Raw genomic sequence first — 23,809 nt, forward strand, 5'->3', positions numbered from 1 at the left:
GCCGGACGCAGGCGCGCTCATGACGCGCTGCGCCCCGGCATCGGCATGCCTTGCTCGCGGCATTCGACGGGGCAGCCGGCCTTCAGGCACGGCTTGTTGTCGCAGAAGCGGCAGAGTTGCATCGCGTGTGATGCGTCGCGTGTCTCGTTCCAGAGTAGCTTGATCAGCAAGTCTTCGAAGACGGCGCGCTCGTCCTGGTCGAGCCGTCCGACGATGCGCTCCAGCAGGCGTCCGCGCGCCGTACGCAAGCGGCTGGCTTCGCGACGCCCCGAAGGCGTCAAAGCCAACGCGACCGAGCGTTTGTCGCTGCCTGCCTTCTTTTCGACGAGGCCCGCGTCGACGAGCCCGGCGACTGCGCGCACGGCGGCAGGGTGCGAAAGCGCGACGGCTTCGCGCAGCACTTCGATCGACGAATCGGGATACTGGCCGATGGCATTGAGCATCGCGCGTGCCGTCGGTCCGGCGAGCGCGGGCAGCGAGGATGGCGAGCTCAGATCGTCGTTCACCAGAACGGCGAGCACGCCGAGCAGGTTTGCCGTGCGCTGAACCATGACGCCACCTCGATATGTGCAATGTGCATATGTGCATGATGCACATAACGGCGCACGGATTCAACGCGAATCGGGCTGACCCTTTTTTGCGGTTTTCAGTGAATTGCGCGGAAATATCCAGTAACGGATTCGTAACTCATCCGCGAGTCGCTTCGACTATTGTTCTTATATTGGACTCTGGATTTACATATGGCGTGTCGACGAAGATGAACAGAACACAGATCACGAGAAAGCTTGCCGTGCCGGCGCTCGTCGTCGGAACGATGCTGGCGTTGGGCGGTTGCGCGGTTGCGCCGCCCAGCGGTCCGAGCGTGGTCGCGCTGCCGCGCAGGGGCGAGCCACTCGAGCAGTTCCAGCAGGAAGATTACGCGTGCCGGGACTACGCGTTCCGCAGCACCGATGCGAACGGCGCATCGCAGGCGGCGACGCACAATTCGGTGAACAGCGCGGCCGTCGGCACGCTCGGGGGCGCCGCAGTCGGCGCGCTGTTCGGCGCGGCGGCGGGCAATGCGGGCGCGGGCGCGGCGATCGGCGCGGGCAGTGGCTTGCTGCTCGGCGGCGCGACAGGCGCGAATAGCGCGTCGTATTCGGCTTACGGCTTGCAGGCGCGCTATGACGCCGCCTACGCGCAGTGCATGGTGGCGAAGGGCAACACGATCGCGCAACCGCCCGCGCCCGCGTACTACTCGGCGCCGCCCGTCTATTACGCACCGCGTCCCTACTACTACGGCCCGCCGGGCGTGGTCTACTCACCGTATCCTTATTACTGATCGGGCGTGAGCGAAAGACGCGAGCGTCGTCACGGCGCTCGCGTTTTTTGTCCAGATATGTGCAGCGTGCACATATCCGCGCGGTCTCTTGCCGCGCGATGAAAGCGATGAAAGCCCGTCAGTCCGGCGCGTATTTGAACTCGGGCAGCGCCTCAAGCGACGACTTCGTCGCGTCCGGCATCGTCACCTGCTTGCTGTTGATCTGCAGATCGCTGAGCGGCACGGCGACATAGTGCTTGCCCATGCCGAGAAAACCGCCCACCGAAAGAATCGCGAACGCAGTGTGATCGGACGGCGAGACGACCAGATCGTCGATGATGCCGATCTTGTCCTTGTCGCGGTTATAGACAGTCGCGCCCGAGAGCTTCGATGCGCGAAAACCGGTACCCGTCTGCATGACCTCGGTGTGGCGCTCGGTGATCGACTGCTGCGCCCCTTGCGCGAGCGCCGATGTCGAGACGAGCGCGGCCAGCAGACTGGCGAGGCCGATCCGGCATGTTCGATTGAATGCGTGTTGCACGATGGTCCTCCCTGTCGACCATAGTTGGCGCTTTTGGCGCGCGTCGCTCTGATCCCCTGCACGATGATGGCCGTCATCATTCGATGTTTTTGATGACCGGTGCCGACCCTACGGCTTGTCGTCCTCGTAATCGGGGTTGACGTCGGGATCGAGTGGTGGAGCGTCCGGGTCCTGCGGCGGACCGACATTGGGCAAATCGGTTTTGACGGTCCCGGGCGGGGGCAAATCGGACTGATCGTGGCGGATCGGGTTGTCGCCTCGGCTGGGCTTCGTGCGCATGGCCGGCCCTCCTTGCGTTCATTGCTGGCATAGGCGTTGCCAGCAAGTAGCGCTCCCGGCCGGGCGCTCGCGTGCGATCTACGCGTTCTCGCTGTTTTTCGCGGCGGCGGTCGCCGGCTCGCGTGGTTTTGCGAGCTTTTGCGCGGCCTCGGCTTCCGCGAGCCGGCGCGCCGCTTCGCCCACTTCCTGGCGGAATTGCACGAGCGCGCTGAGCGATGCATCGGGCGGTTGCAGCGCTGACCACAGCACGTCGATCAGGCGGTCGGCCGTCGCATCGATATCGGTGCGGCGATTGCCGAGCGTCGCATCCCACAGCACATGCTCCATTGGACCGAACACCAGTGAGCGCAACAGGCGCAGCGGCACGTCCGAGCGGATCTGGCCGGTTTGCTGACCCTGCGAGAGCACACGCATCAGTGGCGCGGTGTAGCGCCGTTGCAAGCCCGTCAGTTCCTCGCTGAGCTCGTGCTGGCGCGTGCGCCCCTCGGACAGCACGAGCGCGCATAAGCCGGTCCCGTTGACCAGCATCAGCCGCAAATGCGTGCGGACGATGAACGCGAACTGCTGACGGATGCTGCCGTCGCGAGGCAGGCCCGACTCGATGGCCTCGATGATCTCGTCGTACCAGTCGCCGATCACGCGCGCACACAGTTCGCGTTTGCCGCGAAAGTAGCTGAACACGGTGGCTTCGGAAATGCCGAGCCGTTGCGCGATTTCCGCCGTGGTCGCGCGCTCGTAACCCTTTTCGGAGAACACGTCGCGGCCCGCCTGAAGAATTTCCTTCACGCGCTGCTGCGATTTGCGTCCCGCCGGCTGGCGGCGCGATCCCGGCACTTCGGCCCTTGCTACGCCCATCGTATGAGTCCAGTTCAGATTTCAGGGCAGGAAAGCCCCGTTGTGGCCGATACTACCACGGCAAATAGGGGTTCAGCGCGCGCTTAACGAATTTGAGTAACACTCAAAAATACCGATTGACGCTTACGTAAATCTGGAGTGAAATGCGGTCTATGCTGTCGCGCGCCGGTTATTCCGGACTCATCGGCCATCACACCGGCTGCGCGGCCCGAAGAGCTGGCTGAGTCCCGCTCAGAATAAACGGTTGATGCGACGCGGCGCCGTACCCTGCGCATGGTCCGCGCACGATGAACTCCTGGAGACACACAAATGAGTAACCTGCCCGGTTTGCAGTTCCCGCTTGGTGAAGAGATCGAGATGCTGCGCGACAGCGTCGCGTCATTTTCGGCGAAGGAAATCGCGCCACGCGCGGGCGAAATCGACCGCACCGATCAATTCCCGATGGACCTGTGGAAGAAGTTCGGCGATCTGGGCGTGCTGGGCATGACCGTCTCCGAAGAGTACGGCGGCGCGAACATGGGCTACACGGCGCATATGGTCGCGATGGAGGAGATTTCACGGGCGTCGGCATCGGTGGGTCTTTCTTATGGCGCGCACTCGAACCTGTGCGTGAACCAGATCCACCGCAATGGCAACGAAGCGCAAAGGCAGAAGTACCTGCCGAAGCTGGTGTCGGGCGAACACGTTGGCGCGCTTGCGATGAGCGAGCCGAACGCGGGCTCGGATGTGGTCAGCATGAAGCTGCGCGCGGAGAAAAAGGGCGACCGTTATGTGCTGAACGGCACGAAGATGTGGATCACGAACGGGCCGGATTGCGACACGCTCGTCGTCTATGCGAAGACCGACATCGAAGCCGGTCCGCGCGGCATTACCGCGTTCATCGTCGAGAAGGGCATGAAGGGTTTTTCCGTTGCGCAGAAGCTCGACAAGCTCGGCATGCGCGGCTCGCACACGGGCGAACTGGTGTTCGAGAACGTCGAAGTGCCGGAAGAGAACATCCTCGGCGAACTGAACGGTGGCGTGAAGGTGCTGATGAGCGGCCTCGACTACGAACGTGCAGTGCTCGCGGGCGGCCCGACGGGCATCATGTTGGCGGTGATGGATGCCGTCGTGCCGTACATTCACGACCGCAAGCAGTTCGGCCAGTCGATCGGCGAGTTCCAGCTCATTCAAGGCAAGGTCGCCGATCTGTACACCACATTGCAGGCGTGCCGCGCGTATCTGTATGCGGTCGGCCGTCAGCTCGACACGCTCGGCTCGGGGCACGTGCGCCAGGTGCGCAAGGACTGCGCGGGCGTCATTCTTTACACGGCTGAAAAGGCCACGTGGATGGCAGGCGAAGCGATCCAGATTCTCGGCGGCAATGGCTACATCAACGAGTATCCCGTCGGACGTCTGTGGCGCGATGCGAAGCTCTATGAAATCGGCGCGGGCACGAGTGAAATCCGACGCATGTTGATCGGCCGCGAACTGTTCGCGGAAACGATGTAAAGCACGCGCATCGAAAAGGAGAACAACGCGATGCCGATCATCGAATCGAAGTTGAATCCGCGCTCCGACGATTTCCGCACGAACGCGGCCGCGCTCGAAGCGCTCGTCGAAGACCTGAAGGCGAAGATCAGCAAGCTCGCGTTGGGCGGCGGTCCCGCCGCGCGCGACAAGCACGTGTCGCGCGGCAAGCTGCTGCCGCGCGATCGCATCGCGCAACTGCTCGATCCGGGCACGCCGTTCCTCGAACTGTCGCAGCTTGCGGCGTTCGGCATGTATCACGACGATGCGCCGGGCGCGGGCGTCATCACGGGCATTGGCCGCATCGCGGGCCAGGAGTGCGTGATCGTCTGCAACGACGCGACCGTGAAGGGCGGCACCTACTATCCCGTCACGGTGAAGAAGCACGTGCGCGCACAGGAGATCGCTCAGGAAAACCGCTTGCCGTGCGTGTATCTCGTCGATTCGGGCGGCGCGAATCTGCCGAATCAGGACGACGTGTTCCCCGATCGCGATCACTTCGGCCGCATCTTCTACAACCAGGCGAACCTTTCCGCGCAAGGCATTCCGCAGATCGCCGTCGTGATGGGCTCGTGCACGGCGGGCGGCGCGTATGTGCCCGCGATGAGCGACGAGTCGATCATCGTCAAGAATCAAGGCACGATCTTTCTGGGCGGCCCGCCTTTGGTCAAAGCGGCGACGGGCGAGGAGGTCAGCGCGGAAGATCTCGGCGGCGGCGACGTGCATACGCGGCTGTCGGGCGTCGCCGATCATCTTGCGCAAAACGATGCGCACGCGCTGGCGATTGCGCGCAGCATCGTCGGCAATCTGAACCGGCGCAAGGACGTGCCCGTCACGATGCAGGAGCCGAAGCCGCCACGCTATGACGTGAAGAGCATTTACGGCGTGATTCCCGTCGATACGCGCAAGCCCTTCGATATCCGCGAAGTGATCGCGCGCATCGTCGACGATTCCGCATTCGACGAATTCAAGGCGCGTTACGGCACGACGCTCGTGTGCGGCTTCGCGCACATCTGGGGGCACCCGGTCGGCATCGTCGCGAACAACGGCATTCTGTTTTCCGAGTCCGCGTTGAAGGGCACGCACTTCATCGAGCTGTGCTGCCAGCGCAAGATACCGCTCGTGTTCCTGCAGAACATCACGGGCTTCATGGTGGGCCGCAAGTACGAGAACGAAGGCATCGCGCGCAACGGCGCGAAGATGGTGACGGCCGTCGCGACGGCGAAGGTGCCGAAGTTCACGGTGATCATCGGCGGCTCGTTCGGTGCGGGCAACTACGGCATGTGTGGCCGCGCGTATTCGCCGCGTTTTCTGTGGATGTGGCCGAATGCGCGCATCTCCGTGATGGGCGGCGAGCAGGCGGCATCGGTGCTCGCGACCGTGAAGCGCGACGGCATCGAAGCGAAGGGCGGCACGTGGACAGCCGAGCAGGAAGAGGCGTTCAAGCAGCCGATCCGCGAGCAGTACGAGCATCAGGGCCATCCGTATTACGCGAGCGCGCGCTTGTGGGACGACGGCGTGATCGACCCCGCGCAAACGCGCGACGTGCTGGGCCTTGGGTTGTCGGCGGCGATGAACGCGCCGATCGAAGACACGCGTTTCGGCGTGTTCCGCATGTGATGCCATCGTTCGAGGAGCCCGGGATCATGCAATACGAAAACCTGATCGTCGCGTTCGATAACCGGGTGGCCACCGTTACGCTCAATCGCCCCGACGTGCGCAACGCGTTCAACGAAGCGATGATCGCGGAGATCACTTCGGTATTTCGCGCGCTGAACGAACGCGACGACGTGCGCGCCGTCGTGCTCGCCGCGAACGGCAAGGCGTTCTGCGCGGGCGCGGACCTGAACTGGATGAAGAAGATGGCCGGTTACTCGGACGACGAGAACCGCGCCGATGCGATGCGTCTTGCCGACATGCTCGCGTCGATCTACCGCTGCAACAAGCCGGTGATCGCGTGCGTGAACGGCGACGCGTACGCGGGCGGCATGGGCCTGATTTCGGCGTGCGATATCGTCGTAGCCGTCGATACCGCGAAGTTCTGTCTCTCCGAAGCGCGTCTCGGCCTGATTCCCGCGACGATCGCGCCGTATGTGATCCGCGCGCTCGGCGAACAGGCGTCGCGCCGCTACTTCACGACGGCCGAGCAGTTCGACTGCGCGACGGGCTATCGCCTTGGCCTCGTCAGCGAATGCGTGAACGCGGACAAGCTCGACGAGACCGTGCAGCAGATCGCAGCGACGCTGTGCGCGAACGGCCCGCAAGCGGTGAACGCCTGCAAGCAACTCGTTCAGGACATCGCGGGCCGCGAGCTGAACGCGGCGTTGATCGAAGATACGGCTGCACGCATCGCGCAGATCCGCGCGAGCGTCGAAGGACGCGAAGGCGTCGCGTCGTTCCTCGAAAAACGTTCGCCTTCGTGGCGCGCGTGACGGCGCGCCATTCGAGGCCGAACGCGAAGGCACGCGCACACAGAACAACACCCCATCGAGACACCTCATGTTCAACAAGATCCTGATAGCGAACCGGGGCGAAATTGCCTGCCGTGTCGCCGCGACCTGCAAGCGGCTCGGCATCACGAGCGTCGCGGTCTATTCCGACGCCGACGCGAGTGCGAAGCACGTTGCCGCGTGCGACGAAGCCGTGCACATCGGCGGATCGACGGCGGCGGAAAGTTATCTGCGCGTCAAACGTATCATCGAAGCGGCGCTCGCGACGGGCGCGCAGGCAGTGCATCCCGGCTACGGCTTCTTGTCGGAGAACGAGGACTTCGCGCACGCATGCGAGAAGGCGGGCATCGAATTTATCGGGCCGCCCGTCGAAGCGATCGCCGCGATGGGGTCGAAGGCTGCCGCGAAGGCGCTGATGCATTCGGCCGCTGTGCCGCTCGTGCCGGGCTATCACGGCGACGATCAGAACGCCGATCTTCTGCATCGCCAGGCCGACGAAATCGGCTATCCCGTGTTGTTGAAGGCGAGCGCGGGCGGGGGCGGCAAGGGCATGCGCGTCGTCGAGCGCACGGAAGATTTCGCGGCCGCGCTCGCGTCGTGCAAGCGCGAAGCGGCGAGCAGCTTCGGCAACGACCGCGTGCTGATCGAAAAGTATCTGACGCGGCCGCGCCACGTCGAGGTGCAGGTGTTCGCGGACAAGCATGGCGGCGCCGTGTATCTGTTCGACCGCGACTGCTCGGTGCAGCGCCGCCATCAGAAGGTGCTCGAAGAAGCGCCCGCGCCGGGCTTGCAGCCGCATGTGCGGCGCGCGATGGGCGAGGCGGCTGTCGCGGCGGCGCGCGCGGTGAACTACGTCGGCGCGGGCACGGTCGAGTTCATCATGACGGCGGGCGGCGACTTCTACTTCATGGAGATGAACACGCGCCTGCAGGTCGAGCATCCTGTCACGGAGATGGTCACGGGCCAGGATCTCGTCGAATGGCAGTTGCGTGTCGCGGCGGGCGAGCCGCTGCCGCTCGAACAGGACCAGTTGAAGATCGAAGGCCATGCGATCGAAGCGCGTATCTACGCCGAGCATCCCGCGCGCGGCTTCCTGCCGTCGACGGGTACGTTGAAGCATCTGCGCATGCCGGAAGGCGTCGAGTTCTCATTGGGGCTGGGCGGCGAACGCGCGCCCGTGCGTATCGACAGCGGCGTGCGTGAAGGCGATACGATCACGCCGTTCTACGACCCGATGATCGCGAAGCTGATCGTGCACGGTGCAAGCCGCGACGAAGCGTTGAAGCGCATGAGCCATGCGTTGCGCGACTGCGAAGTGGTCGGGCCGCATACGAACGTCGAGTTCCTGCAGCGCATCGTGACGAGCGTGCCGTTCTCGACGGGCGACCTCGATACGGGTCTGATCGAGCGTCATCACGATGCGCTTTTTGCGTCTTTCCAGCAGCCGTTCCGCGAAGCGCTGGCGCTTGCTTGCGGCGCGTTGATGATGCGCGAAGGCGGGCTCGCGCACGGCGCGTCGCCGTGGGACGCGCTATCGCACTGGCGCCTGAACGGCGGCTATACGCAGACGCTCAACTGGCGTGATGTCGAAAAAGAGTCTGCATTTACAGCGGTTTTCTCGCGCGACGGCGAGTCGCGGACGCTCACGCACGATGGCAAGACGGAGCCGTTCAAGTGGTGGACGGGCGCGGGCAAGCACGAATATGGCGCGACGATAGGCGATGCGCACGTGACGGGTCGTGTGTTTATCGACGGCGATACGTTCCATGTGTTTTGCCGCGGCGAAGCGCTGGCATTCGAATGGCAGAACCTGCTGGCGCATGCAGCCGATACCGAGCACGGCGAAGGACGTCTTACCGCGCCGATGCCTGGCAAGGTGATCGCGGTACTGGTCGAGCAGGGCGCTGTCGTCGAGAAGGGGCAGCCGCTGCTCGTGATGGAAGCGATGAAGATGGAGCACACGATCGGCGCGCCCGCAGCGGGCAAGGTGGCGGAGGTGCTGTACGGCGTCGGCGATCAGGTCGCCGACGGTGCGCAACTGCTGGTGCTCGACGTCGAATAACGCACACGTATCGCGTAAGTGCCCGACGTCATGCGAGGCGCGCGTAGTTCGCTATGCGCGCCTCGTTTTCCATTTGCGCGATGCAGTCGTACGCTTCGCGCGGCAACACCGAAAAACCTTTGAGCCGCAGACATCGCGCACGCGCGGGCTGTGTCGCGATGGCGTGATCGAGCGCGACGCGCAAAGCGCCGGTCTGTTCGATCGATATGTTCTTCGAGGCGATCAACGGCAAGCCCGGTGACGCGCCCGCATAGCCGATTTCCTTCACCGCACTCACGAGCTTCGGATAAGCGTCGCGCACGAAGGCCATCGTCACGCAATCGATCGCGGCGATGTCCGCTCGGTCGTCGGCGAGCGCGCGAAGCGAGCTGAGATGCGAACCCGTCTCCATTGTCGCGGCGAAGAATCGACCATCGCGGGCAAGTGGCGCAACCGCGTGCCGCAACGCGTTGTAGCCGCTGTTCGAATCGGTGGCGTTATATGCGGCACGCGCGCCGCGACATGCGTCGAGAGAATCTAACCGTGCGCCCGCGCGAGTGACGAGCACGCTCGAATACGTCGCGCCTTCGCAGCCGGGCGCGTCGAAATGCGGCGTCGCGATCAATTGGACGTATTCGTGCAAGCCGAGCACATAGGGATAGCCGCACGTCTGCGAAATAAGCAGGCCGGGTTGACGCCAGAATGCATGCAGATCGTTCGGCTCGACGATCTGTGCCGTCGGATCGACGTGCTTTAGCACGTCGGTGAGCAGCGTGTGCCAGTCGGCCGCGAGTGCGGGCGACACGTTGTACATCGGCAGGGCGGCGATCGCGTTCATGCCTGCGATTCTAAACGGGGATTCGCAGATGATGTGTCGACGCCTCTAATGTCCGGGTGAAATGAACCGTTCAGTTCACGCAAACGATCGGCTAGCCGCCGCTGCGCGCTTGCGCAACCAGTTCATGCACGCAAACAGTGCGATTGCGAACACCATCAGCAGCGTGGCCACGGCGAGGATCGACGGATCGATCTGCTCGCGGATGCCGCTCCACATTTGTCGTGGCACGGTGCGCTGATCCGGGCCGCCGATGAACAGAATGACGACCACTTCATCGAACGAAGTCGCGAACGCGAACACGCTTCCCGTTGCGACGGCGGGCGCGATCAGCGGAAGCGTGACGCGGCGGAATGCGACCCATGGCGGCGCTCCCAGTCCCGACGCGGCGCGAAGCAGGCTCTGGTCGAACGACAGCAGCGATGCCGTCACCGTGACGACGACGAACGGCGTGCCGAGCGCGGCATGCGCAAGCACGACGCCGGGATACGAATTCACCAGGCCGAGCGGCGAAAAGACCAGATAGAAGCCTGCCGCGACGACCACGATGGGCACGATCATCGGCGACACGATGATCGGCATGATGATCGAGCGGAACGGAAACTGCGTGCGGCTCAAGCCGAGCGCGGCAAGCGTGCCGAGCACTGTCGCGATCAGCGTCGACGCCGTGCCGATGCCGATGCTGTTCACAAACGCGCGTTGCCAGTCCGGCGAACCGAGCGCCTGCGCGTACCAGCGCAGCGAGAAGCCCTGCATCGGGTACGAGAAGAACGAGCCAGAGTTGAACGACAGCGGCACGATCGCAAGGATCGGCGCGACGAGGAAAAAGAACATGATCGCGCAATGCAAGCGCAACCCCGCGCCGGCGATGCGTTCCGAAAGTAGCCGCGTGCGTCCGTCTTTCATGTGATTCTGCCTGTCGATGAGCGATTACCGAGTGAGCGTCGAGCCTCGCTGCGTGCTAGCCGAAGCGCAAGCGGTCGATCCCGACCAGCCTGTTGAAGATGAAATAGAACACGGCGGTAAAGACGACCAGGTAGCACGACAGCGCCCCCGCGAGGCCCCAGTTCAGTCGCTCGTTGGTCTGCGACGCGATGAGCTGGCTGATCATTTCGTCGCCGGCACCGCCCAGCAGCGCGGGGGTGATGTAATAGCCGAGCGCGAGCACGAACACGAGAAAACATCCCGCGCCGACACCCGGCAGCGTCTGCGGGATATAGACGCGCACGAAGGCCACGGCCGGATGCGCCCCGAGCGATTTCGCCGCGCGCATGTACACGGGCGACACATTCTTCATCACCGAGTAGATCGCGAGGATCATGTACGGCAACAGGATATGCGTCATGCCGATCAGCACACCGGTGCGGTTGAAGATGAGTGGCAACGGATGACTGACGAGCCCAACGCTTGTCAGCGCGCTGTTGATCACGCCACCCGGTTGCAGCAGCACATACCACGCGGTCGTACGCACGAGCAGCGAAGTCCAGAACGGCACGATCACGAAGAGGATCAGGCGGTTGCTTTGCTTGTCCGGCAATGTCGCGAGCAGATACGCCACCGGGTAGCCGAAGAGCAGGCACAACAGCGTGACCGTCGCGCTGATCGTCACCGTGCGTCCGAAGGCGGCGCGGTAGATGGCGCTATCGGCTGCGACGGGCGCCACTGAACCATCGGGCGCGACTTGCGCATCGACGGCGTTCAGCAAATAGTCGGGTGTCGGCGAAACGGACGCACGCTTGAGCAGACGCCACGTTTCGGGCTCGTTCCAGCGCGCGTCGAGATCGGTCAGAGCAGGCTTCCATTGCGCGGGCGTCTGCGAACGCGTGGCGCGCGCCGTCTTGAAGAGCAGGCTGCGGAACTCCGGCTGATAAAAGTTCATGCGTCGCGCGATGTTGCCGAGCTGGCCGTTCTCGCCAGCACGCTTGAGCTCGTGCGCAAGCGCGGCAAATGCGGGCTCGCCGGGCACGCCCGCGCCGTTCCACTCGGCCAGCGCCGCGCTCAGCCCGGGCATGCCGTCACGCACTTCGGGATTCTGCACGCTGCGGCCGAGCAGGCTCGCGATCGGCGCGACGAACGTCACCAGCAGAAACACGAGCAGCGGCAAGGCGAGCAGCAGCGCGCGCATCGCGGCCTTGCGGCGCGCGGCGCGAAACGACTCGCGATCCGCGGCACGCGGGCCGCGGCCAAAGGGAGCAGTGGTTGGCAGCGGCGTGTTCATCGTCGTGAATCTCTCTGATGACGTCTTTGCGCTCTGGCGTTACTGCGTCAGCCAGTTCTGGAACCGCTTGTTGATGGCATCGGCGTTATCGGCCCAGAACGTTGCATCGATTTGCAGCGGACGCTTGAAGTTCTCCGGCGCGGTCGGCAGATCGTTCAGGCGTGCCTTGTCGATCAGCGGGATCGCGTTCTTGCGCGGCGGCGCGTAGGCGATGTACTTCGACAGGTCCGCGTAGGCTTGTGGCGTCGAGGCCGACACGATGAATTTCTGAGCCGCGTCAGCATGTTTCGCGCCGCTGACCACGGCCCACCATTCGTAGTCGTACACCTGCGCGTCCCAGACGATCTTGAACGGCTTCTTGTCCTTGTGAACGGCATCGTCGATGCGGCCGTTGTAGGCCTGCGTCATCACGACCGCGCCGTCGGCAAGCAGCTGCGGCGCCTGCGCGCCCGCTTCCCACCAGACGATGCTCGACTTGATCGTATCGAGCTTCTTGAACGCGCGATCGACGCCGGCGGGCGTGCCCAGCGTCTTGTAGACGTCCTTCGGTGCAACGCCATCGGCGATCAGCGCCCACTCCATCGCCACCTTCGGCGACTTGCGCATGCCGCGCTTGCCGGGGAATTTCTTCAGATCGAAGAAATCGTTGATGCTGGACGGCGCCGTTTTCAGCTTGCTGGTGTCGTACGCATAGACCGTGGACCACACCATCGCCGCGACGGCGCAATCGCTGAGCGAGCCCGGCAGAAAATCGCTGGTGCTGCCAAGCGATGCCCTGTCGAACTTCGCGATCAGGCCTTCGTCGCATGCGGTGATCGCATCGTTGGTTTCGAGGTCGATCAGATCCCACGTCGGGTTCTTCGCCTGTTCCATTGCCTGCAGCTTCGCGAGACCGCCATCGTACGATTCGGTTGCGAACTGGTTGCCCGTCTTCGCAGTGAACGGTTCGAACCAGGCCTTTTTCGCGGCGGCTTCATAGGCGCCGCCGAACGTGACGACAGAAATCGTATCGGCCGCGTGAGCCGCAGCGGCAGCGAACACGCCCAGCGCGCACGCCGCGACGGTGGTCCGGAATAACGAAATGTTGGTTTTCATTTTCAGTTGACTCCTGCGATGAGTGGCGAGGCGGACGAGGAAGGGAAAGTAGCGGAGCGGGCTGCGCTGTCAGAGGGTCCGGCGGCGCGCAGAACTTCGGCTGCGGGCAGTACCTTGCAGTCGTCGCGGTGCCAGGTCACGGCCGTCTGACGGCCTAGCGCGGGCAGATCGTGGTGCTGCGTATTCGGTACCTTGACGACCACGGTTTCGCCATGGCCTAGCTTCAGATGAACGCGATGATGGTCGCCGCAATAGACGAGTTCTTCCACGAGCGCGTGCACGACGTTCATGTTCTGCCGCGCCGCTTCCTGCTCGGCGTCGGGCGTCGCCGCGATGTGCGCGCGCTCCGGGCGCAGCGCCAGCATCGCGGTGTCGCCGACCGCGAGACCTGCGCCCGCGCGGCCGTAGACGGTGTTGCCGTCGGCGAGCTGCATCGCGGCCCATTCCCCGTTGTCCGGAATCACGCGACCCGTCAGTCCATTGTTCTCGCCGACGAAATTGGCCACGAATGCATTCGCCGCGTTTTCGTAGAGCTCGGTGGGCGTCGCGGCCTGCTGGATGCGTCCATCGGAGAACACGGCGACGCGGTCCGACATCGTCAATGCTTCGTTCTGGTCGTGTGTCACATAGACGATCGTGAGCGACAGTTCGCGATGGAGCCTCATGATTTCATACTGCATGTTTTCCCGTAGCCGCTTGTCGAGCGCGCCGAGCGGCTCGTCCATCAGCACCACGCTCGGCTCGAACACCAGCGCGCGGGCAAGCGCGACGCGCTGCTGCTGGCCACCCGACAGCTGCGCAGGACGCCGTCCCGCCAGATGCGACAGTTCCACCATGTCGAGCACACGCATCACACGCGTCTTCTGCTCGCTGCGGCTCACCCTGCGCACGGACAACGGGAACGCCACGTTCTCGGCGATCGTCATGTGAGGGAAGAGCGCATAGTTCTGGAACACCATGCCGATGTCGCGCCGATGGGGCGGCTTGTCGTCCAGACGCTTGCCCGCAAGGCGAATCTCGCCGCGCGTCGGCGATTCGAAACCGGCGAGCATCATCAGCGTCGTGGTCTTGCCCGAACCCGATGGCCCGAGCAGCGAGACAAATTCACCGCGCGCGACGTCGAGGTCGAGCCCTTCGACCACGCTGTGCAGGCCGTCGTATGACTTGCTGACGCCCGCAAAGGAAATGAATGGTTGGCTTGACATGGGGGGCTCGGGTGAGTGTTGGCAATCCATGCGAGGCGTCGATGTCACGTCGCGCCCACGCGTGCCGCGAGGTAGCGCGCGAAGTCGTAATTCGGCCGCTCGAGAGGGCTCAGATTGCCCGGCTTCGCGAGCGGCGCATGCACGCCGCGAAACACGGCTTCGACGCCGCGCCGGTCTTCGGCGTTCACTTCGTCGAGCAGTGTCTTGAGCGTCGCCATGTAGTCGGCGGCTTTCGGATCGTCGATGAATTCCGGCGCGAGGCCGCCGCCAAACTGGATATGCACGCGGCCGACGCCCTGCGGCTGCAGGATCAGATACCAGAAGTAGCCGGGCGTCAGCGTGATCAGATGCGTCGGATAGATCGCCAGCAACGCGGTGGTACGGCGCCAGTGGCCTTGCAGGCGCGTATTGGCGGGATGCGCATTGCCGATCGGCAGCGAAGCTTCCTTTGTGATCCAGTGATAGTTGAATGCGGGAAGGCCCGGCGGGCATTCCATTTCTTCGAGCTTCGAGTGCGGGCCGACCGTGGCGCGATGCAGCATCGGCAGGTGATAGCTCTCCATGAAGTTTTCCGCGAGGATCTTCCAGTTGGTGTTCCACACGTGCTCTTCGTGGAAGGTCTCGACGTAATCGCTCATGCCGTACGGCTCGATCAGCTTCGTCAGGTCCGCCAGGTGCGCGTCGACGGGCGGCGCGTCCGCGTTGAGCGTCACATAGATCCAGCCTTGCCATGTCTCGCAGCGTACCGCAGGCAGTCTGTACTGTTCCTTGCAGAAGCCCGCCTGGCGATCCATCAGCGGCGCGCCGGCGAGTGCGCCGTCGAGCGTGTAATTCCACGCGTGATACGGACAGACGATGCGGCGCACGTTGCCTCGGCCTTCGAGCAGCACCGACATCCGGTGCAGGCAGACATTCGAGAACGCGCGCAGCTCGCCGTTCGCATCGCGCAAGACGAAGACCGGCTGGTCGTCTATCGTCCCTGTCAGATAGTCGCCGTTGTTCGCTAGCGCGCTCGCGCGGCCCATGCACAGCCACTCGCTGCGAAACACGTCACGTCGTTCGAGTGCGAGAAACGCCTCCGATGTATAGACCGCGGGAGGCATCGAGTGCGCGTCCTCGAAGGGGCGCTCACAGTTCTCGCGCAGATTGCGAACGACGTCGAGCCCATTGGTCGTCGGAGTGGGAATGGCTGCCATGCGGCCTCCGTATCAGCGTTGTGTCGCGATGAACTCCAATCTAACAATCCAAATTTCAAGTCAAAATACTGTTTTTGGATGCATTGAATAGCCTGGTGCTATGCAGTGCTTCTGCTGCTTCTGCCGGTTCCTATTCGATGTGCAGACGGCGAATGTATGTTTCGCAGAATGCCGAAAAGCGTTTGACGATTTCGCGCGGCTTCATGCTGCTGGATCGCGCGATGCCGAGCGTGGTGGCGTTGACGTTCTCCTTGAAGCGCTTGGTCACGAAGTCTTCGCCGTCGACGGTTCGGTTCGACTTGAGCGGGAAGTTGAGAATGCTGTAGCCGAGTCCGTTGGCGACCATGCCGCGCACTACTTCCGGCTGCGACGAACGGAAGGCAGCAGTAGGGCGGCTGCCGACTGCATCGAATAACGCAGAGAAGTATTCCCGGCTATGCGGAAGGTCCAGCATCACATAGGGCTCGTGAAGCAGATCGGCCAACGACACCTTGCGTGCCCGCGCAAGCCGGTGCGTTCTTGGCAGGATCACATAGGGCGGCAGCGAAAGCAGTGGTGTAAACGCGATGCCATCGGCGATATCGAGGCTATAGGTCAGCACAATATCGAGTGAGCCGTCGTGCAGGCCGCTTAACAGCGTGTCCTGATGGGCCTCGGTGGTCCGGAACGATATGGCGGAATGTTCCTGCACGAAGCGGCTGATGATGCCCGGCATGAGAGGCGGGGCAAGCGACACCAGGCAGCCGAGAGAAATCGAGCCTGACATTCCGCCATCCATTTCTTTGGCCGTCAATTGCAGCTCTTCGGCATTCTTCAACAGATTGCGTGCATGCCCCAGCAGATCGCGGCCGGGCTGCGTGAGCGACAGACCGCTGGCGTGATGCCGGATGAAAAGTTGCACGCCGAATGACGCTTCGAGATCGGCCAGTGCCGTCGAAATAGAAGGCTGCGAAATATGCAATCGCTTTGCCGCTGCGGTGAAAGAGAGCGCTTCCGCTGCCACGACGAAGTACCGCAACTGGCGCAGCGAATAACGCACGGTGTTTCCGTCCATGAGTTCTTTCCAGAGCATCGTTCAAGGTCATTGTCGTCGCAATCGAGATGAACTGCATAGCCAAAAACAATGCATGGCATTTTTTGAATGTATTTTTGTTTATGAGTGGCGGGGCGTACATTGTGTCCGAACAGTGACCGGGCGCGACATCCGGACGTGATACCGGGGGCGCACAACACGCCGATGCGATGCGCGCGCAGCCGTCATCGGTTCGCCTCGGTTTTGCATTGCGTCATGGAAGACGGACCTGAGTCAGAGTGCTTTTCAGAAGGAGACAGCCATGACGGCTGAACGGTTGTCGATTGACACGCTGGTAATCGGTGCTGGTCAGGCGGGCATCGCGATGAGCGAACATCTGGGCAAACTGGGTGTGCCGCATCTCGTGCTGGAGCGCGACCGCATCGCCGAACGCTGGCGGACATGCCGCTGGGATTCGCTGGTTGCGAATGGGCCCGCCTGGCATGACCGCTTCCCCAATATGGAGTTCGAAGGACTCGATCCCGATGCGTTCGCGGGCAAGGATCAGGTCGCCGGGTACTTCGAAGCCTACGCGCGCAAGTTCGACGCGCCGATCCGGACGGGCGTCGAAGTGATGGGCGTCGCGCGTCGGGAGGGGCGTCCGGGCTTCACGATCGAAACATCAGACGGCACGATCGAAGCCAATCGCGTGGTCGTAGCGACTGGGCCTTTCCAGCGTCCCGTCATTCCGCCGATCGCCCCGCAGGACGCAAACCTCACGCAGCTTCATTCCGCCGACTATCGCAACCCCGCGCAACTGCCGGAGGGCGCTGTGCTCGTCGTCGGCGCGGGTTCGTCGGGCGTGCAGATCGCGGACGAGCTTCAACGCGCGGGCCGCAAAGTCTATCTGTCGGTGGGCGCGCACGACCGTCCGCCGCGTGCGTATCGCAATCGCGATTTTTGCTGGTGGCTGGGTGTGCTCGGCGAGTGGGACAAGGAAGTCGCCACGCCGGGACGAGAGCACGTGACCATCGCGGTGAGCGGCGCATACGGCGGCCAGACCATCGATTTCCGCAGGCTCGCACATCAAGGGATGACGCTCGTGGGTCTGACGAAATCTTTCGACAACGGCGTCGTGTCTTTCGAACAGGACCTCGCCGCGAATCTGAAGCGTGGCGACGAAAACCTGATGTCGCTGCTCGATGCCGCCGACGCCTATGTCGCGCGCAACGGCATCGACTTGCCGGAAGATCCCGAAGCGCGCTTCATTCCACCCGACCCGGAATGCGTGACTCATCCGCTCTCCGAACTCGATCTGGCGAACGCGGGTGTGAACACGATCATCTGGGCCACCGGCTATGCGGTCGATTTCAGCTGGCTGCACGTGGATGCATTCGACGCAAAGGGCAAGCCGCAGCATCAGCGTGGCGTGTCAAAGGAGCCGGGCCTGTATTTCCTTGGCTTGCCGTGGCTTTCGCGTCGCGCGTCGTCGTTCATCTGGGGCGTCTGGCACGACGCGAAGCATATTGCCGATCACATCGTCACGCAGCGCAAATATCTCGCGTATCGCGATGCGGCTCAGCGTCAGCAGGACGCGCGGCGCGCGCATGATGACAACGCAACCGATACCGCGCGTGACGAACAGCCCGCACGGAAGGCCAACGAAATGGGAGTGAACTGATGCCGACGCATACCCGCATCCGCATGTTCAATACGAAAGATACCTACCCGAACCAGTCGCTCGACAACGATCTTTGCCAGGCTGTTCGCGCAGGCAACACGGTCTATGTGCGCGGTCAGGTCGGCACGGATTTCGAAGGCAACCTGATCGGCCTGGGCGATCCGCGAGCGCAGGCCGAGCAGGCGATGAAGAACGTCAAGCAGTTGCTCGAAGAAGCGGGCAGCGACCTGTCGCACATCGTCAAGACGACGACGTACATCATCGATCCGCGTTATCGTGAGCCGGTGTATCAGGAAGTCGGCAAATGGCTGAAGGGCGTGTATCCGATTTCGACGGGCCTCGTCGTCAGCGCGCTTGGCCAGCCGCAGTGGCTGATGGAAATCGACGTGATCGCGGTGATTCCGGACAACTGGAAGCCAGTTCAGGCATAAGGAGCGACCATGACATTCTCGATCGTCGGACGTTGCGAAAAGACGGGCCAGCTCGGCCTCGCGATCAGTTCATCGAGCATCTCGGTGGGCGCGCGTTGTCCGTGGGCGCGCGCGCGAGTCGGCGCGGTGGCCACGCAGAATGTCACGCTGCCTGCGCTCGGGCCGCAGATTCTCGATCTGCTCGAACGCGAACAGCTCGCTCCCAATGCAGCGTTACAACGCGCGTTGAGCGCAAACGAATGGAGCGAGTACCGGCAGGTGACGGTGATCGACAGTCAGGGCCGAACCGCGATGTTCACCGGCAAGGAAGCGCTCGGCGTGCATCACGCTGTCGCCGGCAATCAGTGTGTCGGCGCGGGCAATCTGCTCGCCGGCAAGCACGTGATCGACGCGATGGTGAAGGCGTTCGAGAGCGCGCAAGGCGTGCTCGCCGATCGCCTGATACGGGCGCTGCATGCCGCGGTCGAAGCGGGCGGCGAAGCGGGGCCCGTGCATTCAGCCGCGCTCAAGATCGTCGATGCGCAAGTCTGGCCGGTCGTCGATCTGCGCATCGACTGGGCGGACGATGATCCCATCGGCCGGCTCGATGCGCTGTGGCAGGCCTATCGGCCGCAGATGCAGGACTACATCGTGCGCGCGCTCAATCCGACCACGGCGCCAAGCTACGGAGTGCCGGGCGATGAGTGAGCTGTCGAGCCGTGAGCTGCTGGAGCCGCTGATCGGATTCGCGACCGTCAGCCGCGATTCGAATCTGGATCTGATCGCGTTCGTGCAGCAATACCTCGCGGATCTCGGCGTGGAGAGCGAGCTGTTCCATAACGCCGAGCGCACCAAGGCCAATCTGTTCGCCACCATAGGTCCGCGCGATCGTGGCGGCATCGTGCTGTCAGGTCATACCGATGTCGTGCCCGTCGACGGGCAGGCGTGGACCGTGGACCCTTTCCGTCTCACGCAGAAAGAAGGGCGCCTGTACGGACGCGGCACGGCCGACATGAAGGGCTACATCGCGTCAGTGCTGGCAGCCGTGCCCGCTTTCCTGAAGCAGAAGCTGGAGTTGCCCGTGCATCTCGCGTTCTCGTACGACGAGGAGGTGGGTTGCCTTGGCGTGCGGCCGATGCTTGCCGAACTCGAAAAGCGCGTGCACAAACCACGTCTGTGCGTGATCGGCGAGCCGACCGCACTCAAGCCGGTGCTCGGTCACAAGGGTAAGCTCGCGATGCGCTGCCATGTGAAGGGCGCAGCATGTCATTCGGCGTATGCGCCGCATGGTGTCAACGCGATTCAATATGCGGCGCGGCTGATCAACCGGCTGGAAGAAATCGGCGACGAACTCGCGCAGCGAGAACATCACGACGCGCGTTTCGACCCGCCGTTCTCGACGGTGCAGACGGGCGTCATCAAAGGCGGACGTGCGCTGAACATCGTGCCCGCGGAATGCGAGTTCGATTTCGAAGTGCGCACCGTGCCGGGCTTCGACGCCAACGTCGTCACAGACAAGCTGCAAGCCTATGCGGAAGCCGAACTGCTGCCGAAGATGCGCGCGGTGCAAGCCGATACGGGCATCCGGTTGCAGGCATTGAATGCCTATCCGGGCCTTGCGACTTCACCCGATAGCGACGCCGCACGGCTGCTCGCGCTGCTGAGCGGATCGAACGCATTCGAAACGGTGGCCTTCGGCAGCGAAGGCGGATTGTTCACGCAAGCAGGCATTCCGACCGTGGTCTGTGGACCCGGCAGCATGGACCAGGGCCACAAGCCGGATGAGTTCGTCACGATCGAGCAACTGAACCAATGCGACGCGATGCTGGTGCGCCTCGGTGAGCATCTTCGGAGCGCGAAGCAACCGGCACAATAAGAACTCAATGCTGTCGACGGAAGCGGCGATGGTGTCGACCATCGCCGCTCCGCGCGCATTCTATTTCGCGGATGCCACGAGCCCGCGTTCACACTCGACGCTGCGAATTACGGCGCAGCGAATACATCAGTGCGGTTAGTGGTATTGCCCGAATTCGTTTGCACGAAGAACGGCACGAAGCTCGTTCCCCGCACGTCGAGGCCCTGGTAATCGCCCACGAAAAAGCCTTCCGCGTTCGGCGCCGTTCTCATATCGAATGGGCCCGACACCTTCACTTCACCGCCGAAGCTCTGTCCGCCATTGGTCGACGTGGTGCGCCAGATGTTGGTAGGCAATGTCGTCACGTTTCCGGCCTGCAGGTCGCGCAGATCGTAGTAGGTGACGGCGACCGTGCCGGCGGAGTTGACGCGAATGGACGGATTGAAAGCTGCACGCCCCGTCGGCGTGTTGACGCGGATCGGACTGCTCCAGGTTTTTCCGCCGTCGGTGGACGTGGACTGCGCGATCTCGTCGAACTGACCGCCGTTGAAGCGCGAGTCCTGCCAGACAACATAAAGCTGGCCCGTCGTCGGATCGATTGCGGGCTCGGGAATGATATCGCCGGTACGCAAAGGCTCATTCGTATTCGGGTCCGTGACACCGACGGTTCTCAAGTCGGCGATGATCTGCGGCTTCGTCCACGTTGCGCCATCGTCCGTCGACTTGATGAACGCGACCTTGCTGGCCGTTACGCTGAAGGGCGGCGAGATCAGATTGAAAAAGTCATAGAGGGTCCCGTTTTGCGAATTGACCACGATCTGATTGCCGATGGTCTGCTGCCGCGACGGAACCTTCACGATGACGGAAGGCGAGGTCCATGTCTTGCCGCCGTCCACAGTCTTCGAGAAGTAAGCCGGTCCGCGGAAAGCGGCCGTGTGCAGATTCGCGTACGGATTGCCATTCGGCAACTCGAGCCGGTCCCACACGGCGTATGCGGTGCCCGCTTTGATCGGGTTGGCAGTGACCGACTCCTTGTCGTTGAAGAACTGCACCGTCGGTTCATTGTTGGCGATGAGTACGCTCAGGTTTCCCCAGGTGATGCCGCCATCCGTTGACACCGCCGCGGCCACCGCATTGTTGTTATTGGACTGGTTGAAGGAAATGGATACCGAATAGGCGGTGCCGTCCGGTCCGATGGACACCCACGGGTCCGACGCACGCTCATACCCGAGTCCGTTTGCGCATGCACTGAAGGGGAGATTGGTCTGTTTCCAGGTCTGGCCGCCATCGAAAGAGTAGCCGGCGACGAGACCGTGTGCTCCGCCATTGGACCAGCGGTCCTGCTGCCATACGCCGATCAGGTTCGACTGATTGGCGGGATTGACGGCCAGCCACGGTTCGACCTCGGCGTTCACGAAGTTCGTGCCGGGTCCGCCGATCGTGCAGTTTGCAAACGGGCTGGGTGTAGTGGAAACGAGGACGGGGGCAGCCAGGCTGGTTGCACTCGCGGCCAACGCGAGAACTAGTGTTGTCCCTGGCAGAAGTACATTGGATGTGTTGCGACGCATGAAAGCCCTCTCTTTTCATTTGCGGTCTGCAACAGGCGCGACAGTAGCTTCCGAGGCTGCACATGCGCTACCAATCCGGCTGCTGCATGCCACCAGCGGTGAACACCGACACCGCGTCGGTTACGGCTCTATCACAACGTTCAAGTCTGCTCCTGTCGTCAGGCGGCACACACAGGCCACCAGTCCGCCGTTCAACAGTTGATAATCAACAGAGGAATGCAATGGACTTTAGGTCGCGGCGACACATGTAGCAAGAATCTTTTGTGACTATGACCGGTATTTGCCTGGCGTTTTACAGCATCGGTACGCCATTCAATGAAATTCGCGGCTTTGGGAGTGAGCGTGCAATGACTCGAAAAGTCGATGAAGAAGAGCTCTTGAAGGTTCTCGAATTGCGAGTACTTCTCACACGGTTAGGAGTGGACGCTATGCGACTTGTGCGATTTGTGCGCGATCCACTCCTTTGACGTCAGCTAAACGAATCAACGTTCAGGCCTCGCAAATCGAGGCGGAGCAGGAACAGCGTTTGCTAATGGATCGGCGCCGTCGGCGATGCCGATATCCGGCCGGATTTTCAGCGTCATCACCGCGCCGAGCAGCAGGAAGAGCAGCGATCCCACGAAAGGCAAACTCCAGTTGCCCGTCGCGTCGATCACTGCGCCGAACACCACGGGCGAGATGATCGTGGCGATGGCCGCGCCCGTATTGAGCATGCCGCTCGCCGTTCCTGCATGGTTCGACGCCGCATCCATGGGTACGGCCCAGATCGGTTCGATCGTCAGTCCGAGCATGAAGAACGCGCCGGACAGGCACAGCGTGACGACGGTCAGGTCCCGGCTGATCATCACTGGAATCATGAAGACGAAGGCCCCGAGCAGACTGAACGCAATCACGCCCTGGCGCGCGAACTTGAGGTTGCCTGTACGCTTGAGTACACGGTCGCTCAGGAAACCGCCGAGCACGTCGCCCACCACACCGGAGAGAAACACGCCCGAAGAGAACACGGCGGACTCTTTGAGATTCAATCCGTAGCCATGCAGGAAGAAGAGCGGCATCCAGCTGAAGAACAGCGTGTTGCTCCACACCTGGCAGAAGTACACGGAGATGGCAGGCGACATGCGGCGCAGGATGCGACGCCACGGCGTGCCGCCCGATTCCTGCGTCTTGCCGGCGATGCTAAACGGCAGACGCGCAAGTTCGGCCTCGTGAACCGCCAATCATGTGACGCTTGATCGAGATCAGCGGAAGAATTGCAGTACTTTGCTATCTTCATTTCCCTCTGAGAAAGCCGTTCCCGCTGCTTCGAGTTCCCGCTATGTCGACATCCCCAATGCAATGCGCGCCAATACTTCCTCCCGATCTGCAGCTGGGAGAACCTCTAACCGATGCAACGCATAGCGAGTTTATTCGCCTGCTCGACCAGGCGGACTCCGCCACTGACGAATCGCTCATCGCATCGCTCGACGCCTGGATCGCGCACACCAGGGAACACTTCACACAGGAAGAATCGTGGATGGAAGCAATGGACTTCGGTCCGCGTCATTGTCATGCTGGCCAGCATCGTCATGTGCTGCATGTAGTCGACATGGTGCGTAGGGAAATGGTGGACAACGGCCGCTTTGACCTGGGGCGGCGACTGTTGAGCGAGTTGCGCGTGTGGTTCGCACATCACGTGAAAACGATGGACGCGATGATGGTTGGCTACATGCAGGAACACGGCGTTCCTCAGGCTGCGTGAACGGTACACGCGCCAATCTTC

General features: G+C 62.7%; 23 protein-coding genes. 10 read left to right on the plus strand and 13 right to left on the minus strand.

What is annotated here, in order from left to right; all coding sequences use genetic code 11:
• Positions 1-17: 17 nt before the first annotated feature.
• Complete coding sequence (locus GCT13_RS06250) at positions 18-551, minus strand: MarR family winged helix-turn-helix transcriptional regulator (RefSeq protein ID WP_152755970.1); 534 nt, start codon at positions 549-551, stop codon at positions 18-20.
• A gap of 206 nt (positions 552-757) precedes the next feature.
• On the opposite strand from GCT13_RS06250, the gene GCT13_RS06255 reads away from it, so the two are divergent.
• A complete protein-coding gene (locus tag GCT13_RS06255; RefSeq protein ID WP_152755972.1) occupies positions 758-1,321 on the plus strand; it encodes a glycine zipper family protein in 564 nt (187 codons plus the stop codon).
• Between the two features lie 118 nt (positions 1,322-1,439).
• On the opposite strand, the gene GCT13_RS06260 is transcribed toward GCT13_RS06255, so the two are convergent.
• The 3 genes from GCT13_RS06260 to GCT13_RS06265 form a co-directional block, all read right to left on the minus strand.
• On the minus strand, positions 1,440-1,841 hold the full coding sequence (locus GCT13_RS06260; protein WP_321574213.1) for a PRC-barrel domain-containing protein: 402 nt from the start codon (positions 1,839-1,841) through the stop codon (positions 1,440-1,442).
• 108 nt (positions 1,842-1,949) lie between these two features.
• Positions 1,950-2,120 (minus strand): hypothetical protein, encoded by a 171-nt coding sequence (locus GCT13_RS48170; protein WP_193727583.1) that lies wholly within the window; start codon positions 2,118-2,120, stop codon positions 1,950-1,952.
• Between the two features lie 78 nt (positions 2,121-2,198).
• Complete coding sequence (locus GCT13_RS06265; RefSeq protein ID WP_152755974.1) at positions 2,199-2,975, minus strand: TetR/AcrR family transcriptional regulator; 777 nt, start codon at positions 2,973-2,975, stop codon at positions 2,199-2,201.
• A gap of 309 nt (positions 2,976-3,284) precedes the next feature.
• Here GCT13_RS06265 and GCT13_RS06270 point away from each other — a divergent pair, with 309 nt between their 5' ends.
• The 4 genes from GCT13_RS06270 to GCT13_RS06285 all read left to right on the plus strand — a co-directional run bounded on the left by GCT13_RS06270 (position 3,285) and on the right by GCT13_RS06285 (position 8,996).
• A complete protein-coding gene (locus GCT13_RS06270; protein WP_152755976.1) occupies positions 3,285-4,466 on the plus strand; it encodes an isovaleryl-CoA dehydrogenase in 1,182 nt (393 codons plus the stop codon).
• Positions 4,467-4,496: 30 nt separating this feature from the next.
• On the plus strand, positions 4,497-6,104 hold the full coding sequence (locus GCT13_RS06275) for a carboxyl transferase domain-containing protein (RefSeq protein WP_087737046.1): 1,608 nt from the start codon (positions 4,497-4,499) through the stop codon (positions 6,102-6,104).
• A gap of 26 nt (positions 6,105-6,130) precedes the next feature.
• Positions 6,131-6,916: an enoyl-CoA hydratase/isomerase family protein gene (locus GCT13_RS06280; RefSeq protein WP_152755978.1), complete on the plus strand. Its 786-nt coding sequence runs from the start codon at positions 6,131-6,133 to the stop codon at positions 6,914-6,916.
• 67 nt (positions 6,917-6,983) lie between these two features.
• The gene (locus GCT13_RS06285) at positions 6,984-8,996 is read left to right on the plus strand and encodes an acetyl/propionyl/methylcrotonyl-CoA carboxylase subunit alpha (protein ID WP_152755981.1); all 2,013 of its coding nucleotides are present in this window, start codon (positions 6,984-6,986) and stop codon (positions 8,994-8,996) included.
• A gap of 28 nt (positions 8,997-9,024) precedes the next feature.
• Here the strand turns inward: GCT13_RS06285 and GCT13_RS06290 are convergent, their stop codons facing one another.
• The 7 genes from GCT13_RS06290 to GCT13_RS06320 form a co-directional block, all read right to left on the minus strand.
• Positions 9,025-9,813, minus strand: a complete 789-nt coding sequence (locus tag GCT13_RS06290) for a phosphate/phosphite/phosphonate ABC transporter substrate-binding protein (protein ID WP_152755983.1) — start codon at positions 9,811-9,813, stop codon at positions 9,025-9,027.
• A 75-nt stretch (positions 9,814-9,888) separates the two neighbouring features.
• On the minus strand, positions 9,889-10,716 hold the full coding sequence (locus tag GCT13_RS06295) for an ABC transporter permease (RefSeq protein ID WP_152755985.1): 828 nt from the start codon (positions 10,714-10,716) through the stop codon (positions 9,889-9,891).
• Between the two features lie 55 nt (positions 10,717-10,771).
• On the minus strand, positions 10,772-12,028 hold the full coding sequence (locus GCT13_RS06300; protein WP_152755987.1) for an ABC transporter permease: 1,257 nt from the start codon (positions 12,026-12,028) through the stop codon (positions 10,772-10,774).
• Between the two features lie 39 nt (positions 12,029-12,067).
• A complete protein-coding gene (locus GCT13_RS06305) occupies positions 12,068-13,123 on the minus strand; it encodes an ABC transporter substrate-binding protein (RefSeq protein WP_152755989.1) in 1,056 nt (351 codons plus the stop codon).
• 2 nt (positions 13,124-13,125) lie between these two features.
• Positions 13,126-14,328: an ABC transporter ATP-binding protein gene (locus GCT13_RS06310; protein ID WP_152755991.1), complete on the minus strand. Its 1,203-nt coding sequence runs from the start codon at positions 14,326-14,328 to the stop codon at positions 13,126-13,128.
• A 44-nt stretch (positions 14,329-14,372) separates the two neighbouring features.
• Positions 14,373-15,524: an SRPBCC family protein gene (locus GCT13_RS06315; protein ID WP_193727584.1), complete on the minus strand. Its 1,152-nt coding sequence runs from the start codon at positions 15,522-15,524 to the stop codon at positions 14,373-14,375.
• Positions 15,525-15,654: 130 nt separating this feature from the next.
• Positions 15,655-16,578 (minus strand): LysR family transcriptional regulator, encoded by a 924-nt coding sequence (locus GCT13_RS06320; protein ID WP_152755993.1) that lies wholly within the window; start codon positions 16,576-16,578, stop codon positions 15,655-15,657.
• A gap of 280 nt (positions 16,579-16,858) precedes the next feature.
• Here GCT13_RS06320 and GCT13_RS06325 point away from each other — a divergent pair, with 280 nt between their 5' ends.
• From GCT13_RS06325 to argE, 4 genes are read left to right on the plus strand one after another with little or no spacing between them, the layout of a single operon-like run.
• Positions 16,859-18,217 carry a flavin-containing monooxygenase gene (locus GCT13_RS06325; protein ID WP_152755995.1) on the plus strand — a complete coding sequence of 453 codons (1,359 nt, stop codon included), beginning with the start codon at positions 16,859-16,861 and terminating at the stop codon, positions 18,215-18,217.
• Positions 18,217-18,648, plus strand: coding sequence for a RidA family protein (locus GCT13_RS06330; protein WP_152755997.1), 432 nt, complete (start codon positions 18,217-18,219; stop codon positions 18,646-18,648). Before GCT13_RS06325 ends, GCT13_RS06330 begins: the two co-directional genes overlap by 1 nt.
• Positions 18,649-18,657: 9 nt before the next feature.
• On the plus strand, positions 18,658-19,335 hold the full coding sequence (locus tag GCT13_RS06335; protein WP_152755999.1) for a DUF1028 domain-containing protein: 678 nt from the start codon (positions 18,658-18,660) through the stop codon (positions 19,333-19,335).
• The gene (gene argE / locus GCT13_RS06340) at positions 19,328-20,503 is read left to right on the plus strand and encodes an acetylornithine deacetylase (RefSeq protein ID WP_152756001.1); all 1,176 of its coding nucleotides are present in this window, start codon (positions 19,328-19,330) and stop codon (positions 20,501-20,503) included. The genes GCT13_RS06335 and argE overlap by 8 nt, the downstream gene beginning before the upstream one ends.
• Before the next feature lie 107 nt (positions 20,504-20,610).
• Here argE and GCT13_RS06345 read toward each other — a convergent pair whose 3' ends face one another.
• Together GCT13_RS06345 and GCT13_RS06350 are read right to left on the minus strand one after the other, a co-directional pair.
• Positions 20,611-22,050: a sialidase family protein gene (locus tag GCT13_RS06345; RefSeq protein ID WP_152756003.1), complete on the minus strand. Its 1,440-nt coding sequence runs from the start codon at positions 22,048-22,050 to the stop codon at positions 20,611-20,613.
• 482 nt (positions 22,051-22,532) lie between these two features.
• Positions 22,533-23,267, minus strand: a complete 735-nt coding sequence (locus GCT13_RS06350; RefSeq protein ID WP_152756005.1) for an MFS transporter — start codon at positions 23,265-23,267, stop codon at positions 22,533-22,535.
• Between the two features lie 98 nt (positions 23,268-23,365).
• Between GCT13_RS06350 and GCT13_RS06355 the strand changes: the two genes are divergently transcribed.
• The gene (locus tag GCT13_RS06355; protein WP_152756007.1) at positions 23,366-23,788 is read left to right on the plus strand and encodes a hemerythrin domain-containing protein; all 423 of its coding nucleotides are present in this window, start codon (positions 23,366-23,368) and stop codon (positions 23,786-23,788) included.
• Positions 23,789-23,809: the final 21 nt, after the last annotated feature.

This window comes from Paraburkholderia franconis, assembly GCF_009362735.1.
GTDB classification, from domain to species: Bacteria; Pseudomonadota; Gammaproteobacteria; order Burkholderiales; family Burkholderiaceae; genus Paraburkholderia; species Paraburkholderia franconis.

Bases quoted from the DNA above. Each gene is read 5' to 3' on its own strand.
- GCT13_RS06250 (WP_152755970.1), bottom strand. From the start codon at position 551: ATGGTTCAGCGCACGGCAAACCTGCTCGGCGTGCTCGCCGTTCTGGTG.
- GCT13_RS06255 (WP_152755972.1), top strand. From the start codon at position 758: ATGAACAGAACACAGATCACGAGAAAGCTTGCCGTGCCGGCGCTCGTC.
- GCT13_RS48170 (WP_193727583.1), bottom strand. From the start codon at position 2,120: ATGCGCACGAAGCCCAGCCGAGGCGACAACCCGATCCGCCACGATCAG.
- GCT13_RS06265 (WP_152755974.1), bottom strand. From the start codon at position 2,975: ATGGGCGTAGCAAGGGCCGAAGTGCCGGGATCGCGCCGCCAGCCGGCG.
- GCT13_RS06270 (WP_152755976.1), top strand. From the start codon at position 3,285: ATGAGTAACCTGCCCGGTTTGCAGTTCCCGCTTGGTGAAGAGATCGAG.
- GCT13_RS06275 (WP_087737046.1), top strand. From the start codon at position 4,497: ATGCCGATCATCGAATCGAAGTTGAATCCGCGCTCCGACGATTTCCGC.
- GCT13_RS06280 (WP_152755978.1), top strand. From the start codon at position 6,131: ATGCAATACGAAAACCTGATCGTCGCGTTCGATAACCGGGTGGCCACC.
- GCT13_RS06285 (WP_152755981.1), top strand. From the start codon at position 6,984: ATGTTCAACAAGATCCTGATAGCGAACCGGGGCGAAATTGCCTGCCGT.
- GCT13_RS06290 (WP_152755983.1), bottom strand. From the start codon at position 9,813: ATGAACGCGATCGCCGCCCTGCCGATGTACAACGTGTCGCCCGCACTC.
- GCT13_RS06295 (WP_152755985.1), bottom strand. From the start codon at position 10,716: ATGAAAGACGGACGCACGCGGCTACTTTCGGAACGCATCGCCGGCGCG.
- GCT13_RS06300 (WP_152755987.1), bottom strand. From the start codon at position 12,028: ATGAACACGCCGCTGCCAACCACTGCTCCCTTTGGCCGCGGCCCGCGT.
- GCT13_RS06305 (WP_152755989.1), bottom strand. From the start codon at position 13,123: ATGAAAACCAACATTTCGTTATTCCGGACCACCGTCGCGGCGTGCGCG.
- GCT13_RS06310 (WP_152755991.1), bottom strand. From the start codon at position 14,328: ATGTCAAGCCAACCATTCATTTCCTTTGCGGGCGTCAGCAAGTCATAC.
- GCT13_RS06315 (WP_193727584.1), bottom strand. From the start codon at position 15,524: ATGGCAGCCATTCCCACTCCGACGACCAATGGGCTCGACGTCGTTCGC.
- GCT13_RS06320 (WP_152755993.1), bottom strand. From the start codon at position 16,578: ATGGACGGAAACACCGTGCGTTATTCGCTGCGCCAGTTGCGGTACTTC.
- GCT13_RS06325 (WP_152755995.1), top strand. From the start codon at position 16,859: ATGACGGCTGAACGGTTGTCGATTGACACGCTGGTAATCGGTGCTGGT.
- GCT13_RS06330 (WP_152755997.1), top strand. From the start codon at position 18,217: ATGCCGACGCATACCCGCATCCGCATGTTCAATACGAAAGATACCTAC.
- GCT13_RS06335 (WP_152755999.1), top strand. From the start codon at position 18,658: ATGACATTCTCGATCGTCGGACGTTGCGAAAAGACGGGCCAGCTCGGC.
- argE (WP_152756001.1), top strand. From the start codon at position 19,328: ATGAGTGAGCTGTCGAGCCGTGAGCTGCTGGAGCCGCTGATCGGATTC.
- GCT13_RS06345 (WP_152756003.1), bottom strand. From the start codon at position 22,050: ATGCGTCGCAACACATCCAATGTACTTCTGCCAGGGACAACACTAGTT.
- GCT13_RS06355 (WP_152756007.1), top strand. From the start codon at position 23,366: ATGTCGACATCCCCAATGCAATGCGCGCCAATACTTCCTCCCGATCTG.